The organism is Pirellulales bacterium (genome assembly GCA_019694455.1).
Classification (GTDB): Bacteria; Planctomycetota; Planctomycetia; order Pirellulales; family JAEUIK01; genus JAIBBY01.
This window is the reverse complement of record JAIBBY010000018.1, coordinates 76,118-92,650: the sequence shown is the minus strand read 5'-3', so window position 1 is coordinate 92,650 and position 16,533 is coordinate 76,118. Positions and strand designations below refer to the sequence as shown.

The following is a 16,533-nucleotide window of genomic DNA, read 5'->3' as shown; positions in this document are numbered from 1 at the left end:
CGTGGTGAGCTGTGGCGAGACGGTGGAGAAGTCGTAATGCTGGACGGAGATTCTCGACGCGTATTGCCGCATTGTGATCTTCGCCAAGCAGGTAGGTGGGCTGAACTACTTCAACGAGCGCGAGGCGCAAGAGCTATTGGGACTGAAATCGCGGCTGGGCTTTTCCGACCCGCGACTCGATCCCGAGATGAAAGATTGCGACATCTGCGCCAACGACATGTTCCGCTCAAGCTGGTCGCAGGTGGGGGTGGCGCCGCGGGCGTTCGAGCCGCCGCCGGCTATGGGGCGAAGCAATGGCAGCGGCGCGGCCAAGGTGGTGCGCGCCGCCACGGCCAACGGGCAACCGCCGGCTATTCCGAACGACCAGGAGGCGCTGGTGCAAATGATTACCGATCGGGTGTTGGCGGCCTTGACGCAGAAGTAACGGTGAAGCGCTGGCGGAGCCAGCGGGATACGGATGTGAGCAGGAGAAAAGTGGAGCAGGTGATAGGAGAGGAAGAACCCTCTCACCTGCGGCCGGGCGGCCGCGACCACTCCCCCTGCTACGCGGGGGTGAGGTGAAGAACGTCGAAGCAGCGCAAGCTTTTTAGCGGCGACCGCTGCACACGAGAACGAGGAACACATGCAAGCGACAGAAGAACTGGTACGCAGCGTGGTGCAGCAGGTCCTATCGCAATTGGGGACCGCCGCTACGCCGGTGAGTGGCCGCGGTCACGCCGGGCGGTTTGGCATCTTTCAGAGCGTCGACGAGGCGGTAGCCGCCGCGAATGTCGCCTTCGAGCAACTCTCCGAGCGGTCGCTGGAAGACCGCAAACGAATCATCGACCACGTGCGCCGCATCTCGATCGAGCAATGCGTTGAGCTGGGCACGATGGAGATGGAAGAGACCAAGATCGGCCGACTGGTCCACAAGATCGAAAAGCTCAAGACGCTGGGCGAAAAAACGCCCGGCGTCGAGTTCATGCGCAGCGATGTGTTCAGCGGCGATCATGGGCTGGCGGTGATCGAGCACGCGCCGTTTGGCGTGATTGGCGCCATCACGCCGGTGACGCATTCGCTGCCGACAATCACCGGCAACGCGGTGAGCATGATCGCCGGCGGCAACACGCTGGTGGTGAATCCGCATCCCAGCGGCAAGCGCGTGGCGGTGGAAGGCGTCCGCCGCTTCAACCAGGCGATCTATCGCGACCTGGGGATCGACAACCTGATCTGCGTGATCGCCGAGCCGACGCTCGAATCGGCCGACGCGCTGTTCAAGCATCGCGGCATTCATCTGATCTGCGTCACCGGCGGTCCGGCAGTGGCGCGGGCCGCCATGCAGAGCAGCAAGCGGGCGATCGTGGCCGGTCCCGGCAATCCACCGGTGGTGGTCGACGAAACCGCCGATCTGGACCACGCTGCGCGCTGCATCATCCAGGGGGCGTCGTACGACAACAACCTGCTGTGCATCTCCGAGAAGGAGGTGTTTGTGGTCAATGAAGTGTTCGACCGGATGCTGGCGGCCATGGATCGCGCGGGCGCCGCGCGGCTGAACGCCCGCGAGGTCGACGCGCTGACCAAGGTGGCGATCACGCAAGTCGGCGAAGGTGCGCACAAGCACGATGCCCCCTCCAAGGATTTTTTGGGCCAAGACGCCGCGGTGCTGGCGCGAGGAATCGGCAAGCGCGTGGCCGAGTCGACCGAAGTGCTGTTCGGCGAAACCGACGAGCACAACCCGTTTGTGCCCGTCGAACAGATGATGCCGTTCTTGCCGTTCGTGCGTTGCCGCAACGTCGACGAGGCGATTGCCAAGGCAAAACAGTACGAGCACGGGTTTCGGCACACGGCGCTCATTCACTCGAATAACGTGCGAAACATGACCAAGATGGGGCGGGCGATGGACACCACGCTGTTCGTCAAGAACGGCCCGTGCATGGCGGCGCTGGGGCTAGGGGGCGAAGGGTACCTGTCGTTCTCGATCGCCACGCCGACGGGCGAAGGAGTGACGACGCCACTCACCTTCACGCGCGAGCGGCGCTGCTCGCTGATCGACGACCTGCGGATCCTGGGCAAGTAAAGGAGCGGTCGATGCAGATGGCTCAAGTGGTTGGCGCGGCGACCGCCACGGTAAAGCACAAGACGATGGCCGGGACCAAGCTGTTGGTGGTGCAGCCATTGATGGCCGACGGCGCTTCGGCAGACGGCAATCCGCTGTTGGCGGTCGATCAACTCGGGGCGGGGCGCGGCGACCGGGTGCTGATCACCAGCGACGGCGCCCTGGTGCAAACACTACTGGGCGACACCACGCCGGTGCGCTGGAGCGTATTGGGACTGTGCGACGAATGAGCGACAGCGCCAGCCAGAACGGTCGAACACGCGTCGCCGCGAGCGATGTGGAAGCGATCGTGCGCGAAGTGCTGGCGCGGTTGGCCGGCGCCGAGTCCCGAGTCGCGACCCGAATCGAAGCCACGATGAAGTCGCCGCCAACAACGGACGAGCGATCGCTCTTGCTGACAGAACGGGTAGTGACCACGCGCCTGCTGGAAGGTCGGCTTGCCGGGGTCGCGACCGTGTCCGTGGCGGCCCGCGCGGTGGTGACCCCCGCGGCGCGCGACCTGTTGCGCGAGCGAAAGATTGCACTGCGACGCGGCGACGCGGCGGAAGCGGCGACGAAAGCCGCGCCCGCGGCGCGCCTGGTGATAGGTGTGGCCGAGACACACTTTGATCCGGCGGCGCTGGTGGCGCGTGTCAAACCGCGCTTGGCCACCGTGGAGCAACTGCCGCGGGTGGGACTGGCTGGCGTGGTGAGCGAACTGGCCGACCGCGTGCGATTGGGAGGGGACCGCGGTGTGTTGTTCACTGGCGAGCCGCAGGTAGCGCTGGTGCTGGCCAACCGCCATCCGGGCGTGCGGGCGGTCGCGGTCGGCTGCGCCGACTCGATGCGCCGGGCGCGCGCCGCGATTGGCCCCAACGTGCTGGTGATCCAACCGCGCGGCAAGAGCAGCTATCAAATGGAGTCGGCGGTGATTGAGTTTTCGAGCGGCGCTTGCGAATGTCCGCCGCAGTACCGAGAGGCGTTGAAATAAATCGCTATGCAAATTGCCAAGGTGATCGGAACAGTGACCCTCGCGCGGCAGCATCCCACGATGCAGGGCGCGCGGCTACGACTGGCGATTCCGCAATCGCTGGCGAACCTGCGCGGCGAGTCGCCCGAGCAGCAAGAGCCGCTGGTGGTGTACGACGAGTTGGGCGCCGGCCACGGCAGCCTGATCGCGCTCAGCGAAGGACGCGAGGCGGCGCAGCCATTCGACCCGGCGGGCAAACCGATCGACGCTTACAACGCGGCAATTCTGGATTGGGTGGAAGTGGGGGCAGAGTGAAGGAAGTCGAACCGCGGAGGCGCGGAGACGCCGAGAAGAATCGAAGAAAGCACTGGCAAAGCCAGTGGCACACGAGGTGAAGCGATTGCATCGCCAGTGTGACACGGATGTGAGCAGGAGATTTAGTGGAGCAGGTGATTGGGGCGGATAAGGCCCCTAGCCCGCGGCTGGGCGACCGCGACCTCTGCCCCGGCTGCGCGGGGGCGAGGTGGGGAACGACAATTCGGGAATAGATCGGAACGGTGAAATGAAAGTCAGCATTATTGGCGGCGGCGGATTGGTGGGCTCGTGTACCGCGTTTGCGCTGCAAACCGGACGCGTGGTCCGCGAGATCGCCCTGCTCGACGCCAACGCCGAGATGGCGGCCGGGCAAGCGCTCGACCTGCTGCACGGCGCCACCCTGATGGCCGATCAGACCATCACCTCCGGCGGTTACGAACAGGTGAAGGACAGCGATCTGATTTGCATCACCGCTGGCCTGCGGCGCAAGCCCGACGAGAGCCGGCTCGACTTGATCAATCGCAACGTCGATCTGTTCATGAGCATCCTGGGGCAGATCGAGAGCGCCGGTTACCGCAAAGACGCCGTGGTGCTGGTCGTCTCCAATCCGGTCGACGTGCTGACTTACCTGGCGGCGCAGCGACTGCGGTTGCCGTCGTCGCAGGTGATTGGCCTGGGGACGCAGCTCGACACGATTCGCTTTCGCAGCTTGATCGCCGAGCGGCTCGTCGCGCCGCCGACGCAAGTGAGCGCGCTGATCCTGGGCGAACATGGCGATAGCATGGTTCCGATCTGGTCGAGCGCCACCATCGGTGGCCTGCCGGTGGAGAAGCATCCTCGTTGGGCCCCCAAACTGGTCGACGAGTTGTTTCAGCGGACCAAAGGATCGGGCGCCGAGGTTATCAAGAAGAAGGGAGGCGCTGGCTTTGCCGTGGGACTGGCGATTCAAGAGGTGATCGAATCGATCGCGCTCGATCGCCGGCGCGTGCTGCCGGTCTCCAGCGTGCAAGAAGGGTGCTACGGCCTGCGCGACGTGGCCCTCTCTGTGCCCACCGTGGTAGGCCGGGCCGGAGTGCTGGAGACGCACGAGTTTGAGCTGTGGCCCAAGGAGGTTCAGGCGCTCAAGAAGAGCGGCCAGGTGCTGAGGCAAACCATCGACACCGTGCTAGGCCGCATCGGTGCCGCCAAGTAAAGGAGCGAACAGCCATGCAAAAATCGCTCGACCAAAAGCTGGCCGCGATTCACGCCAATCCATCTGGCGCCAAGGACTTCATCATCGCCGACGCCAAAGACGCCGACATGGCGTATGGCATCGGCTCGCCGGGGTTGTCGCCCGAGTCGCACGCCGGCGAAGTTCGCTTTCGCACGCTCACCGAGTACCGCGCGCAGATTCGCGAGATTGTGCGGCAGGGGTTGGTCGACATCATGCTGATGTCGTCCAGCACCAATCATGTGCTGACCCTTGGCGAGCGGCTGTTCGAGTCGAGCCATGTGACGCCGGCGGTGCGGGCCAACGACACCAGCGACATCTTCGTGGTCCGCGGCGGCGCGTACATTCAAGAGCCGTCGCGGCCGTTTCGCTCGGCCAGTCTCGATCACGTCATGTGCGGGCATCTCGATTGCGATCCCAACGAGCGGCAGCGCGGCGCGAACCTGGGGCTGTACAGCGTCACGTTCAACAATCGGCTGGACGAAGACCTGGCCTCGCTCGAAGCGTATGGCGCGTTTCGCGCCGAGGCGGAGCGCAAGGGCTTTCGACACTTCCTGGAGGTGTTTGATCCCAACGCGCCGCAGGGTCTCACGCCCGAGCAGGTGCCGCAGTTTGTGAACGACTCGATCACCCGCACCTTGGCGGGCGTGGCGGGGCCGGGGCGGCCGGTGTTCCTCAAGGTGGTGTATCACGGCCCCAAGGCGATGGAGGAACTGGTCGCCTACGATCCGCAACTGATCGTGGGCATTCTCGGCGGCGGCGCGGGCACCACGTACGACGCCTTCAAGCTGATCGCCGAAGCGCAAAAGTACGGCGCCCGCGTGGCCCTGTTTGGCCGCAAGATCAACAGCGCCGAGAGCCAACTGGCGTTCGTCGAGTTCTTGCGATTGATCGTCGAGGGAGCGATCTCGCCCGAGGAAGCGGTGCGGGCGTATCACGGCGTCTTGCAGCGATTGGGGATTCGCCCGCAGCGGTCCTTGGCCGACGACTCGGTGTTGCAGACGGCGGTGATGAGTTACGGCGGCGCGAGCGTCAGCCTGCCGCGCGCGATCACGGCCAACTCGGCAAGCGCGTCAGCAAAGGACACGGCCCAAACGGCAGCGTCTTGCGGCTGTGGCGGACCGAGTCACCACGCGTGCCAATGCGACAACAAGCCGGCGGCGAAGCGGGGATCGCATGTGTCGCCAGCCGCGCAGGGCGAGCCCGACTTCGCCAAAATGACACGCGCCGAGAAGCTGGCCTGGAACCAGGCCCGCCGCGATCGAATTTTTGGGTAGACGCGGCAGGCAGTCGAACTAGCCGCGATGCAGTAGCCTTCGTAGCTCGACCTGATGAGAGCCGTTCATATTGAGTACGGCGACGGTCGTCCGGCCAATTGCCGTGCGGCCTACGATGACATCTTGATCGATGCTGAAATGCTCAATCCATGAATCCTTTCTTGGATGGAAGAGTCGCGTAAGGTCCGCCGATAACGGGTCGATCCCAGCAAGATTGGGACCTTTGTGCAGGTTGCAATGCACGCACGCTAGCGCCAAATTGTCCGGTTCGTCCGCGCCACCATGTTTGCGCGGAACGATGTGCTCAACGTGAAACGACACAAACAACGAATCTTCTTGCGCGAGCAAGCAATATTCGCAACAGCGCTTGGCGCGGTCACGCACCAACTTGCGAAGCGCTGGGTCCATCTAATGCGCGCCGGACTGATTCAAAATTCGTCGCGCATTGGCCTGGAGGACGGCGACGAATCCGGCCGCATGCACGTACGTTTCATACTCGGCCCGCTCGTCGTGTGTTAGCTCGCCGTCGGTGTTCTTGCTCGCCAGTTCGTCGATTCTGGCCTGCATGTCGGGATCGGCCCTTAGGTTGACGAGACGCTGCGCCATTTCTGGCGTCAGGCAATCGGCGACGGGGGCAAGAATGCGATCCAGTATTTGAGTAGGCGTCATGTCGGTATTCTATCACAGGCACACAAAATGGCAGCCATCATCCGCACATGGCCGCCAGGTCGCGGACGTAGTCCAAGGCTTCGTGAACCTCCGGCGCTGGCGCGCCGCACTGGCGGCCGCGGCGGTCGCACTGGGCCAACAGTTCCAGCTCTTCAAAGCTTTCGTGTTCCAGCAGTCGGCGTCGCCCCCGCGCGCCGAGCGTGCCGGCGCGCAGCGCGGCGGCGTCTTCGTGGCTGGCGATGAGCCAGGCAGTGCGCTCCGAAATGTAGCCATCCAGCGCCGCCAGCCCGGTGGCGACGCGGTCGTGCGGGTCGATCGCCTTGCCTACGTCGTGCAAGAGCGCGGCCAGCAGAAACTCCTCGTCGTACGGCAGCGCGTCGCGCGCCAGTTCAAAGACTTGCAGGCTGTGGTAGAGGGCGTCTCCCTCGGGATGCCACTTGGGGTTTTGCTTGATATGCTCCAGCGGCCAGAGCAGCATTTCGTAAAGGAGAAAGCGGTCGAGCGGTTCGGCGGCGCCGCGGCGCGCGAGACGCTCTGCCGACTGACTGCCGTCGAACATCCGCGACCAAGCCAGCACCTCGTCGCGAATTTCCTGATCGGTCGGCAGGTCGAGCGGCCGGGCCCAGCCGCCGATGATCTGCCGGGCGGCGCGGAGCTTGGCGCGATAGCAATCGGTTTCTTGACGCGAGCAGAGGAGCCGCGCTGCCTCGGTGGCGATTTTTCGCCGCGTCTTTTCGCTCGTCATATCGTGGCGTCGCTGCCGGGGGCGACGCGTACGAGGACCGTTGGGTTGACGCGATCTCTGGCGATCGCGCACAAGAAGCGCGTGCAACGCGACTCCAACTTCATCATACGAAGGCGACGTGTGACAAAATAGACCACCTAGGGCAGCGTCCTAGGCGGCATGGCCATCAAGCATTTGCAATCGTCACAATTCCCTCACCCCTTGTCTTGCCCCAGGTCGATGTCGTCCAGGTCGAATGAGGCGAGGGGCCGCTCGGCCTCGGGCGGAGGCGGCGGCGCGCCTTCGATGGCGGCGGTTGGCGGGGCCGGCGCATCGTCGCTGATCGGCAGCACAAAGACTCGCGTGCCATGCACCTCGGCCACGCGCACGCGTTGGCCCGGTTCGATGGCGATGCCTTGGCTCATGGCGTCGATGGTCTGGCCGGCGATCTCTACCTGGCCGCTCGGGAGCATCACGGTGCGGACCACGCCGGTCTTGCCAACCAGTTGCTTGAGCTCGCGCAGGCGCTGATCGTCTGGCAACACCTGCTGCTCGCTCGGGGCCTCCAGCAAGATGCGGCGGCCCATCGGCGTCGACGGCCAAACGCGAAAGGCGAGCATCAGCATGGCCGGCACGCCAAAAATGGCCATCGCCAGCACCATAAGTCCCAGCAAGGGGCCGGCCGCGAAGCCAAAGCCGATCGCCGCCAACACCGCTAGCGCCGCCAAGGCGCCGAGCACGCCGCCCGACGGAATGAACACCTCGGTGGCGATCAGGCCCAGCCCGATAAAGAGCAGGACCAGCGCCCAGAACAATAGCTGCATAGCGATTTGCCGTTAACCCAGGGAGGCCGCGCGCTGATCGAGCCGCACGACCACGCGATGTCCACGCACTTCGACAACGCGAACCGGACTGCCGGCCGGGAGAAACTCTCCATCGGCGAGCACGTCGACCAGTTCGCTATCGAAGCGGGCCTTGCCGGCGGGACAAAGCGGCGTCACGGCGCTGCCGGTCGCGCCGCGCAGATGGTCGAACTTGGCCAGCGCTTCGCGCTGCGCCACCACCTGTTGCTCTTCCGCGGATGGGGGCGCGAGAACCATCTGACCAAAGCCGGGCGTGCCAGGCAAGAGTCGCTTGACGAACACCGCCGCGACGATGAAACCGACAAAGACGCCCGAGAACATGGCCAGCGAGCGAAAGAGTTGCGCGGCCTCGTATTCGTCGCGCGGAAAAACAAACGTCTGGCTGGCCAACAACACCGAAACCAAGATCAGCGCGCCGCCGCCAAAGGCAAAGACCCCCACGCCCGGCAGCACCAGCACTTCCAAGAGGATGCAGGCCACGCCGGCCGCGAACAACAAGATTTCCAGCCAGTCGGCGGTGCCGCCGAGATGATGGCTCCAAAAGAAAAGGAGAAAGCAAAGTCCCGCGGTGAAGCCCCCCGCGCCCAGGCCGGGCGTATGGACTTCGATATAGAGGCCAATGGCGGCCAGCGCCAACAGCGCCCAGCCCGCGGCGCTGGAGTTGAGCACCTGCACCAGGCGATCGACCCAGGAAGGCTCGACCAGGCGCGGCGCGCTCTCCAAGCTGTAGATGGCGTTGAACTCGTCCCAATCCTTGGCCGTGGCGCGGGCCAGGCCAAGCTCCACCGCTTGCGCGCCCGACAGTTGCAGGTGCTTGCCGGCCGTGGTGACGCGGTCGGCCTGCTTCCAGGCGATGGCGTCCTTGAGGTCGTTCACCTGCTCGGGGGTAAAATAATCGCTGGCGCCGTCGCCGGCATGTTCGTAGCGAAAGACCTCGACCGCCGGATCGGTCAGCGCCATGGCCAGCGCGGGAGAGCGTCCCTTGCGACGGGCGATTTCGCCGACAACGCGGGCGAGCGTGGCGGCCTCGTCGGCCGGCAGTTTGCGCGTCCAATCGCCGCCGAGCATGGCGCCCGGCGCCATGACGATCTGATCGCAGGCCAGCGCCAAAAAGGCCGAGTCGGCCTTGGCGGCGCCGGCGATAAACGCCACGGTGCGCACGCGATCTCGATCGAGGTCGGCCAGATGATTGGCCAGATTAACGCTGTCCAGCGGCGCGCCGCCGGCGCTATCGATCTCCAAGACGATGAAGTTGGCGCCGTGGTCGCGAATCTCTTTGTCGATCATGCGCTGCGTCTGCTGCGCGAGGCCAGTGCTGATTGGCCCGGCGAGGCGGACCCGCATGGGACGCCAGTCAACCGCCAGCGCGGCGTCGTCGTCGAGCGCCGCGGCAGATAGGCCGTACACGCGGGCCAGCGCCGCGCGATCGGCGGCCAATACGCTAATGAAGCCCAGTTCTTTGGCCTCGCGTCCGGTGAAGCGACCCGCCTCGCCGGCGCGAATCAACACCTTGGTCGCTTGTACGGCCCGCTCTTTTTCCAACTCTGGCAGGCGCTCGCGCAAGATGTACTCGCGGCTGACCTCGGTCTCCACTTGCAGCACCTCCAGCCGCGGGTCGAGCATGCCGAGCACAACGTCGGGCGGAATGGTGCGGCGGCGCTGCGCAATGCGGTAGTACACGTCGCGCAGGTCGGGGCCGATCGAGCGCTCGCTGGCGCCGGCCTCGCCAATTTCGGCGTCGCTGGGCATGGCGATCTCGTCGCAGGCAATGGCCACCAGCACGTTGTGCCCGGTGGCGCCCTTGGGCAAAAAGGCGACGGTGGTGGCGCCGTCGAGTTCGTCGCTGGAGAGAAAGCGGGCCAGATCGAGCGCTGGGCCGAGCGCGGTGGCGCCGTTGTCGATCTCAAAGACCAGCAGTGGCCACTGGTTGTGCGCGCGCGCGTCGGCGACAAAGCGCCGCACGGCGCGCTCGATCCGCTGCACATCCCGGATGGGGGCAGCGACCTTGATCAAATGGGCCGAGCGGCGCTGCGGATTGGCCGCTGGATTGGCCTGCGCTTCCGCCGGTTTTGGGGGCGCTTCTTGCGCCGCCGTCAGCGCGCCGCACAGCAGCCAGGCGCATCCGAACACTAGGGCTCGCGCCGGGCGATACGTCGTGCGCAGCAACCAGCGCCAGGCGAGCATTTTTGGCGGCTCCACCCTGATCCAGGCACTAGGGCGCTTTGGCCGGCAGCGCCGTAAGTGCAAACCATCCTTAACTTTCCGAGTCTACACCTGCGATTATAGGAAGGGGGCGCGGTGAGTCAAACTTAGCGGACCGCGATGAGTGGCGCGCGGCGATCGGCAACCACTTTCGGCGCAATGAATTATCGCTGGTCGGCGCCGCGGCGACGATTCAGTGCGCGGCGCGGGCAAGTGTCGCCGACGCTACTCAAACCAGTAGGAGTAGAGTCGCGCGGCGGCGAGGGTGAATTCGAGCCGAACGGGCACGCCGGGGGGCGGCAACCGCGCGGCGCCAGTCCATTGGACCTGTTGGCGGCAATCGTCGGCTCGCAGCGGCGCCGCTGCGCAAGGCCCATCGGGCGACGCCTGCGGAATGATTTGCAGGCGCAGTTCGCCGTCGCCGACGTCGGCGTTGATGAACAGCGCTTTTGCCGCCGGCATGAGAAATGGTTTGGTCAACAGGCGGCCGGTTTGCACGCTGGGCTCAAGCGAGATGAAGCCGTCACGGCGGAGTGTGGCCACGCCGATCGAAGTCTTGACCGACTGCCAGTAGCTCGCGGACTCGGGGGCGTCCGCCGCAGGGCGCTGCCGATAGTCGTGGTTATGCGCGGAAGCGGAGTAATAGATCAACAGCTTGTCGCCAGCTACGACAATCGGTTGCGCGGCGGTAAAGATGATGCCGGCGTCCCAGCTATCCACGGGGCCGTTGGGGATGAAGACCTCGCGATCCGCTGCGCGGCGCCATTGGACGCCATCGCGACTGGTGGCCAATTGCACGTCGATCTGATGGGTGGTTCCTTCGTGAAAGATCCAAGGCAAGCCCAGGTAGAGCCCCTCGTATCGCGCGACGCCCATGCCATAGATTTGCGCGCCGGGGCCGTCGTCGGCGTCCGCCTCCAGCACCAGTTTGGGCGGCGTCCAATCGACGAAGTTCGCGCTTTCGCTGCGCGCGAGGCGGCGCCCCTCGACGCCAAAGCGACCGTAGGCGACATACTTCTTTAGCGCCGAGTCGTAGATCGCCTGCTGGCCAGTGTCGCTGGCGAAGGGAATCACCGGGTTTTTGGCGTACTCGGTCCAGCGTTTGCCATCGGCCGAAAAGCTGACGCACATGGCGTTCACGTCGATCCCTGGCGCGCCGGCCAACGGCACATGATGTTCCCAGTACAGCGCCTTGTAGCGGCGATTGTTGTCTGGCTCGTCGGCGTCGTGGACGACGGCGATCCCTTCGACGCATTCCCGCCCGATGCGACAGAGGTTATTGGCGGTCGAGCCATTGAAATCGACAAGGCCGAGCGGGGGGAGTTCAAAGTGGAGGCCATCACGGCTCTCGGCATAGCCCACCAGTTGAAAGTTGGGGACGCGCTTGCGGCCGTTGACGACGACGGGCTCTTCAAACGGAAGCCGCGGCACGGCGAGGTACCACAGCTTGACGAGGCCGTCGGCAGGGTCGCGGAGCGCCGTGCCATAAAGCTGGCAGCGAAACCCCTGCCAGGGAGTTTGGTCGTAGCGCAAGATCGGATTGCCCGCGAACTTTTCGGGCTGATGGAGCACGCGGCGCAGGCCGTCGAGTCGTTCGACTAATGCGTCGTCGACAAAAAGATGTCGCACACCGCTGGGCAGCGCCGGAGTCGTTGGCTCACCGGCGCGCAAAGGGGCGCTGCGGCGGCCACTGGCCAAGCCTAGCCCCGCGGCGGCGCCGAGCAGGAACTGTCGTCGCTCGGTGCGCGGCATGGCGACTCGCAATGTTTGGTTCGAAGGCGGGTCGAGGCGAATTCGAAAAACGATCCGGGGACGGCCGCGAATCCCGCGACCATCCCCGTTGGATCATTCAGATTATTACCTGCCAGCTCAGCGCGTGCGCCGCCGGCGAATCATCATGAAAAACGCGCCGCCCACCAGCGCTAACAGCGCGGTGGAGGGTTCGGGCACAGCGGTGAGCGCCGACAGCGGATGGTAGCCGATGTTGGCGTTGATCGGCGCCGAAACCGTGCCGGTCGTTTCGTCCATCGAGCGCCACACGCTGATCGTGCCGCCGCCGCCGAAAAAGGCGCCGTACAAATCGCCCAGGTTGTTGTCGAAATCGAGCGAGATGTTGTTGGGGCCAATGTCGGTGACGATCGGCGCGCTGGCGACCCCGGTGACCGGATTGATGGTGAAGAAATCATCGGCGCCGGCTGCCGGGCCCACGCCGTACAGCACGCCCCCCGGACCGAAGGCGATCGAATCGATATCGTGCCCGGCGCTGGCGTTGATCGTGGTGAACGCGCCGGTGCCGAGATCGATCGTGCCAAAGCGTTGCGGCACGCCGCCACCAAACGCGGCGGCGTAGAGGGTTTGCGTCGAGTCGTCGAAATCGAGCGAGACGACGTTGGGGCCAATGTCATTGCTGATGACATTCAGCGCGCCGGTGGTGGTGTTGACCGTGAAGAACGGCGTACCACTGCCAGTGCTGGCGGTGCCGTAGAGCACCTTGGCGGTGCTGTCCCAAGCGAGCGCGCTGATCGACATGCCGACATTGGAATTGATGAGCGTGGCGACGCCGGTGACCCCATCGATCGAAACAAACTGGGCGCCCGCCGCCCCATAGAACAGGCCTGCGCGGGCCGTGGCCGCCGGCAGCAGCCAAACCGCCAGCGCGGCGCAGAGCAGAAAGAGTCGAACTGGAGGCCGAGTCATTAGCGTTCTCCTTCAGGGGGCTTGAAGCAACAAAGTGAAACCAAACGATTATCGGGAAAGGGGCGCGGTTTGCCGCGCCGCCATCGCCATCGCGTCAAATTCTCGCGGATGCAACCGGCGCCAGGCGTCCATGGTGGCCAGACTGGTTTCCAATCCGGCGCGGATGTGCCGCGTCATGAGCTCTTCCGCTTGTCTTGGTTGGCGATTGCGAATTGCCAACGCAATTTGATGATGATCGCGCACGCTCACATCCCAGACACGAGCAAGTTCTTCGATATGCCGCTCTTGACCCGCCTTGGGGAGCGTCAGCAACTGGGAGCTTGCGGCGTTGGCCAAGATGACCTTGAAATTGAAGGCCAGGCCCAACGCCTCCAATTGCGCGCCCATCCGCGTGATCCAGGTGTTGCCGGCGGCGCGAAAGATGACTTCGTGAAACGCGCGATCGAGCGCGCCGGTGCGATGCAGCGAGCCCGACTCGAGCACGCTGCGTGGGCGCTGGCGCCAATCGCGAAGCGACTGATCCATGGCTTCGAGCAGGCGCTGGAGCTCGTCGAGATCGGCGGCGGTCCCCCGCTCGGCAGCCTGCGCGGCGGTGAAGCGCTCCAACCATTCCCGCGCTTCATAAAGATCGACAATCTCCTGCCGCGACGGAATGCGCACAAACCAGCCAAAACGAGGCAGCACATCGACCACCCCCTCGGTGCGCAGGCGGGTGAACGCTTCGCGGATCGGCGTGCGCGAGACACCGATTTCCTGGGCCAGCGCGATCTCGCTCAGGCGAGCGCCGGGGCTGATTTCCCCCTGCGAGAGTTTGCGCACTAGATGTTCGTAGACGCGCTGTTCGAGATTGCCGCGCATGGATTACGTCCCGGAGAAAAGGCAATTTGCTTGTATACAAGCGGTATACACGGCAACTTTAGGCACCCCAGAGGTGGGGTGTCAAGGAAAATCGGGCAAAGAATCGCCGGATTTTGGGGGGCAGCAGCCAGTCTCGGGCTGGCGATTTAAGAGGACAACATCCGGCGTAGCCGGAATGTCCCTTTCGCCGTGAAAACAGCATGGCCGCGCCGGTTCGCAGGAGAAACGGCGAGACGCCGGAAGGTGCGGCGAATGTTCCTACGGGCCGACTAGCGCCGCGGCGGCTGCGCGGGACGAGTGGCCTGCTGAGGGGCGGCCTCAGGGACGGTAGTCACCTGCGCCGGATCGTCGACGACCGGGGCCCCGCCCGCTGGCTCGACAATGCGTTTCCAAAATGGCGGCGTGCGCGGCGAGTCGAAATCGCCGATCAGCTTGTCGACCAGATCATTGGTCTTGATGTTGAAAAACTGATGGACCGTGGTGGTCTTGCCGTTGGGCAGATCGAGTTGCAGCGCGAACGGCAGCATGCCCTCCTCGGTGAGCAACAGTTCTGCCCGCTGAAAGTTGGCGGCGTCGCTCTGCAGTTTGGGATAAGCCTCGACGCAGATCTTGTCCTCATGCCCCTTGGGGGGCTGCTTGAGTCGCAAGAAGTAGCGCTTCTTCAAGGTCTCGGCCTTGGCCCCAAAGATAAAGGGTAGCGGACCGTTGGCGATCGCCGCGCCTTGCATCTGTGGCGGCAGTTGCCGCTCGATCACCTGTTTTTTGGCGTAGTTGAATTCATAGATCGCCTTACCATCGCAGCGCCAGTCTTCGAGATAGTCGCCCGTCTTCTCATCGCGCACGCGATACAGTCCCCGGTCGGGCGATTTGTACTTCATGTCGCCGACGGCGGTGGTGTTCTTTTTGAATACGAGGTCGTACTCCCAGCGTTTGAGATCGCAGCGAAACAGAGTGATCTGTTCGCTGCGCGATTCCCACTCGCGGAGCATCTGATCGAGCTCAAGCTGCTCGTCGGGCGTGAGTTGAAATGGCTGCGCGGGGGGCGCCTCATCGGGCGGCGCGGTGGCCGGAGTGGCGGCGGCAACGCGAGCGCGTGGCTGCGCGGGGACCGCGGCCTGACGAGTGGCTGGGCGCTGTTGCGCTGCGGCGCCGGGCGCGGGGCGCGTGCGGATCGGTTGTTGTGCGCGGGCGTCCACGCCGGAGCAGAAGACCGCCACGACAAACGACGCCGCAAATGCGGCGTGGCAAAGACGACTTGGGCCGCGTGTGCCGCGGCGATCGCCCCCAAGAGGGCGCGACGGGTACCGTTCCATGGCTCCCTCCGGCGAGCTTGATCCATCAAGCGGTCGAGACAGTGGGGGGATTTTAATCGCGGTCGCCGCGAGTCACCTAGACCGCTTTTTTTGAGCGGGTAAGTGGAGCAGTTGGCCCAAAAACCGGCATTTATTCGCCCCGATCCATAAAAACTGGGGTGTGCCGGGCAATTGAGTTGACACCGAGTATGGATCGTGTAAGATTGGCTCGTTCAATTGATACCGAGTCTCAATTTCGCGAGTGCTGCCAGTGAGTTGAAGCCGAACGAGTGAATTCTCTTTCCGCGACGGAAATCAAACTGCCGTCGCGTGGGCTGCTAATCAACTCATTTGTGTATCCCCCGAAATTGGAGACTCGAAACGATGCCACGCTATTGCCTTGTTGCCGCATTGGCTTTGATTTGCGGCGCTGGTTTGTCCCTCCCGGCTCAAGCGGCAACCATGACGCGAAGCGCCGATTTTGATCGCTGGAACTATCCGTTCAACGCCTCGCCCGGCCAACGCGCCAGCGCGCCGGTCTTTGGCGCCGCGGGCGAGACGGGCTTCGACGACTTTGATGGGCAGTTTTTGCTCGGCTTCAACACCGAGGCGGCCGGACTTGCCAAGACGCTGCCCGCCGGCAAAGAGTACAAACTCACCTCGGTCAAGGTGCAGGTGACGCACGCGACCGGTACGCTGGTCTACGACCCGACGTTCGACAATTATCGCAGTCGGCTCGATCCCTCGGATCCGAACTACGTGGCCGACAGCGATGCCGGACGGCCGGTTGAAATCTACGGCGCCGGGCTGCGCGGCGGATTCACGCAATTCGGCTTTGGGCCGACGGTTCCGGGCGGCACGACCTTCGAGGAGGGCGATATCTTCGCGTTCGCCGACCCCACTTTGGAACGAGTGCGCAACGCGTTTGCCTACGATCCAACCTATGGCGATGTGTCGAACGTCTTGACCGATGGCCTACTGGACGCCACCTCTTGGGGCGTGGGGACTGTGGATGGCTTGGCGCCGGGCGCCGTCGTTCCGCAAGGGACGCCGGGCCAGTCGGGCGGGACGACCTTCACGATTGATGTCAATTTGACCACGCCGGGGGTGGAGCAGTATCTGCTAGACGGCATCGCGAACGGCGGCCTGTTTTTCACGGTGGTTTCGCTGCACGATTCGCCGCAAGGTGGCTCGACGAACCCCAATTTTCACACCCGCGACAACTTTGACCCGGCGAAGATCGCGCCGGCTTTGATCTTGGAGTACGAGGTTGTGCCCGAGCCGGCGGCGTTGTCGCTGGTGGCCGCGGCCGGCCTGGCCCTGATGGTAGCGGGAGGCGCCAAGCGTCTCCGCGCCTGCCGTTAGATATGTAAGAGGCGCCT

At 64.4% G+C, this 16,533-nt stretch carries 17 protein-coding genes; 8 read left to right on the top strand and 9 right to left on the bottom strand.

Features of this window, described 5'->3' with window-relative positions; all coding sequences use genetic code 11:
* The first annotated feature begins 73 nt into the window (after nucleotides 1-73).
* The 7 genes from K1X71_09640 to K1X71_09610 all read left to right on the top strand — a co-directional run bounded on the left by K1X71_09640 (nucleotide 74) and on the right by K1X71_09610 (nucleotide 5,846).
* Nucleotides 74-424, top strand: a complete 351-nt coding sequence (locus K1X71_09640; GenBank protein ID MBX7073396.1) for a hypothetical protein — start codon at nucleotides 74-76, stop codon at nucleotides 422-424.
* 198 nt (nucleotides 425-622) lie between these two features.
* Entirely contained in the window at nucleotides 623-2,056 is a 1,434-nt protein-coding gene (locus K1X71_09635) for an aldehyde dehydrogenase EutE (protein MBX7073395.1), read from the top strand.
* An 11-nt stretch (nucleotides 2,057-2,067) separates the two neighbouring features.
* Nucleotides 2,068-2,325: a EutN/CcmL family microcompartment protein gene (locus K1X71_09630; protein ID MBX7073394.1), complete on the top strand. Its 258-nt coding sequence runs from the start codon at nucleotides 2,068-2,070 to the stop codon at nucleotides 2,323-2,325.
* Entirely contained in the window at nucleotides 2,322-3,065 is a 744-nt protein-coding gene (locus K1X71_09625; GenBank protein ID MBX7073393.1) for a hypothetical protein, read from the top strand. The genes K1X71_09630 and K1X71_09625 overlap by 4 nt, the downstream gene beginning before the upstream one ends.
* A gap of 6 nt (nucleotides 3,066-3,071) precedes the next feature.
* On the top strand, nucleotides 3,072-3,359 hold the full coding sequence (locus tag K1X71_09620; GenBank protein ID MBX7073392.1) for a EutN/CcmL family microcompartment protein: 288 nt from the start codon (nucleotides 3,072-3,074) through the stop codon (nucleotides 3,357-3,359).
* Nucleotides 3,360-3,606: 247 nt separating this feature from the next.
* Nucleotides 3,607-4,551, top strand: a complete 945-nt coding sequence (locus tag K1X71_09615) for a lactate/malate dehydrogenase family protein (protein ID MBX7073391.1) — start codon at nucleotides 3,607-3,609, stop codon at nucleotides 4,549-4,551.
* A gap of 14 nt (nucleotides 4,552-4,565) precedes the next feature.
* Nucleotides 4,566-5,846 carry a hypothetical protein gene (locus K1X71_09610; GenBank protein ID MBX7073390.1) on the top strand — a complete coding sequence of 427 codons (1,281 nt, stop codon included), beginning with the start codon at nucleotides 4,566-4,568 and terminating at the stop codon, nucleotides 5,844-5,846.
* An 18-nt stretch (nucleotides 5,847-5,864) separates the two neighbouring features.
* Here K1X71_09610 and K1X71_09605 read toward each other — a convergent pair whose 3' ends face one another.
* The 9 genes from K1X71_09605 to K1X71_09565 form a co-directional block, all read right to left on the bottom strand.
* Entirely contained in the window at nucleotides 5,865-6,254 is a 390-nt protein-coding gene (locus K1X71_09605) for an HNH endonuclease (protein ID MBX7073389.1), read from the bottom strand.
* A complete protein-coding gene (locus K1X71_09600; protein MBX7073388.1) occupies nucleotides 6,255-6,515 on the bottom strand; it encodes a hypothetical protein in 261 nt (86 codons plus the stop codon).
* Nucleotides 6,516-6,552: 37 nt separating this feature from the next.
* On the bottom strand, nucleotides 6,553-7,260 hold the full coding sequence (locus tag K1X71_09595; GenBank protein ID MBX7073387.1) for an HD domain-containing protein: 708 nt from the start codon (nucleotides 7,258-7,260) through the stop codon (nucleotides 6,553-6,555).
* Nucleotides 7,261-7,454: 194 nt separating this feature from the next.
* Nucleotides 7,455-8,063, bottom strand: coding sequence for a hypothetical protein (locus K1X71_09590; GenBank protein MBX7073386.1), 609 nt, complete (start codon nucleotides 8,061-8,063; stop codon nucleotides 7,455-7,457).
* Between the two features lie 12 nt (nucleotides 8,064-8,075).
* Entirely contained in the window at nucleotides 8,076-10,286 is a 2,211-nt protein-coding gene (locus K1X71_09585; GenBank protein ID MBX7073385.1) for a hypothetical protein, read from the bottom strand.
* Nucleotides 10,287-10,529: 243 nt separating this feature from the next.
* Nucleotides 10,530-12,056, bottom strand: a complete 1,527-nt coding sequence (locus K1X71_09580) for a hypothetical protein (GenBank protein ID MBX7073384.1) — start codon at nucleotides 12,054-12,056, stop codon at nucleotides 10,530-10,532.
* Nucleotides 12,057-12,173: 117 nt separating this feature from the next.
* Complete coding sequence (locus K1X71_09575) at nucleotides 12,174-13,001, bottom strand: PEP-CTERM sorting domain-containing protein (GenBank protein ID MBX7073383.1); 828 nt, start codon at nucleotides 12,999-13,001, stop codon at nucleotides 12,174-12,176.
* A gap of 48 nt (nucleotides 13,002-13,049) precedes the next feature.
* Complete coding sequence (locus tag K1X71_09570) at nucleotides 13,050-13,859, bottom strand: GntR family transcriptional regulator (GenBank protein ID MBX7073382.1); 810 nt, start codon at nucleotides 13,857-13,859, stop codon at nucleotides 13,050-13,052.
* Between the two features lie 269 nt (nucleotides 13,860-14,128).
* Entirely contained in the window at nucleotides 14,129-15,076 is a 948-nt protein-coding gene (locus K1X71_09565; GenBank protein ID MBX7073381.1) for a TIGR03009 domain-containing protein, read from the bottom strand.
* Between the two features lie 537 nt (nucleotides 15,077-15,613).
* Between K1X71_09565 and K1X71_09560 the strand changes: the two genes are divergently transcribed.
* On the top strand, nucleotides 15,614-16,516 hold the full coding sequence (locus tag K1X71_09560) for a hypothetical protein (GenBank protein MBX7073380.1): 903 nt from the start codon (nucleotides 15,614-15,616) through the stop codon (nucleotides 16,514-16,516).
* The last annotated feature ends 17 nt before the right edge of the window (nucleotides 16,517-16,533 follow it).

Coding starts and splice junctions, on each gene's coding strand:
- K1X71_09635 (MBX7073395.1), top strand. CDS start 623: ATGCAAGCGACAGAAGAACTGGTACGCAGCGTGGTGCAGCAGGTCCTA.
- K1X71_09630 (MBX7073394.1), top strand. CDS start 2,068: ATGCAGATGGCTCAAGTGGTTGGCGCGGCGACCGCCACGGTAAAGCAC.
- K1X71_09625 (MBX7073393.1), top strand. CDS start 2,322: ATGAGCGACAGCGCCAGCCAGAACGGTCGAACACGCGTCGCCGCGAGC.
- K1X71_09620 (MBX7073392.1), top strand. CDS start 3,072: ATGCAAATTGCCAAGGTGATCGGAACAGTGACCCTCGCGCGGCAGCAT.
- K1X71_09615 (MBX7073391.1), top strand. CDS start 3,607: ATGAAAGTCAGCATTATTGGCGGCGGCGGATTGGTGGGCTCGTGTACC.
- K1X71_09610 (MBX7073390.1), top strand. CDS start 4,566: ATGCAAAAATCGCTCGACCAAAAGCTGGCCGCGATTCACGCCAATCCA.
- K1X71_09605 (MBX7073389.1), bottom strand. CDS start 6,254: ATGGACCCAGCGCTTCGCAAGTTGGTGCGTGACCGCGCCAAGCGCTGT.
- K1X71_09600 (MBX7073388.1), bottom strand. CDS start 6,515: ATGACGCCTACTCAAATACTGGATCGCATTCTTGCCCCCGTCGCCGAT.
- K1X71_09595 (MBX7073387.1), bottom strand. CDS start 7,260: ATGACGAGCGAAAAGACGCGGCGAAAAATCGCCACCGAGGCAGCGCGG.
- K1X71_09590 (MBX7073386.1), bottom strand. CDS start 8,063: ATGCAGCTATTGTTCTGGGCGCTGGTCCTGCTCTTTATCGGGCTGGGC.
- K1X71_09585 (MBX7073385.1), bottom strand. CDS start 10,286: ATGCTCGCCTGGCGCTGGTTGCTGCGCACGACGTATCGCCCGGCGCGA.
- K1X71_09580 (MBX7073384.1), bottom strand. CDS start 12,056: ATGCCGCGCACCGAGCGACGACAGTTCCTGCTCGGCGCCGCCGCGGGG.
- K1X71_09575 (MBX7073383.1), bottom strand. CDS start 13,001: ATGACTCGGCCTCCAGTTCGACTCTTTCTGCTCTGCGCCGCGCTGGCG.
- K1X71_09570 (MBX7073382.1), bottom strand. CDS start 13,859: ATGCGCGGCAATCTCGAACAGCGCGTCTACGAACATCTAGTGCGCAAA.
- K1X71_09560 (MBX7073380.1), top strand. CDS start 15,614: ATGACGCGAAGCGCCGATTTTGATCGCTGGAACTATCCGTTCAACGCC.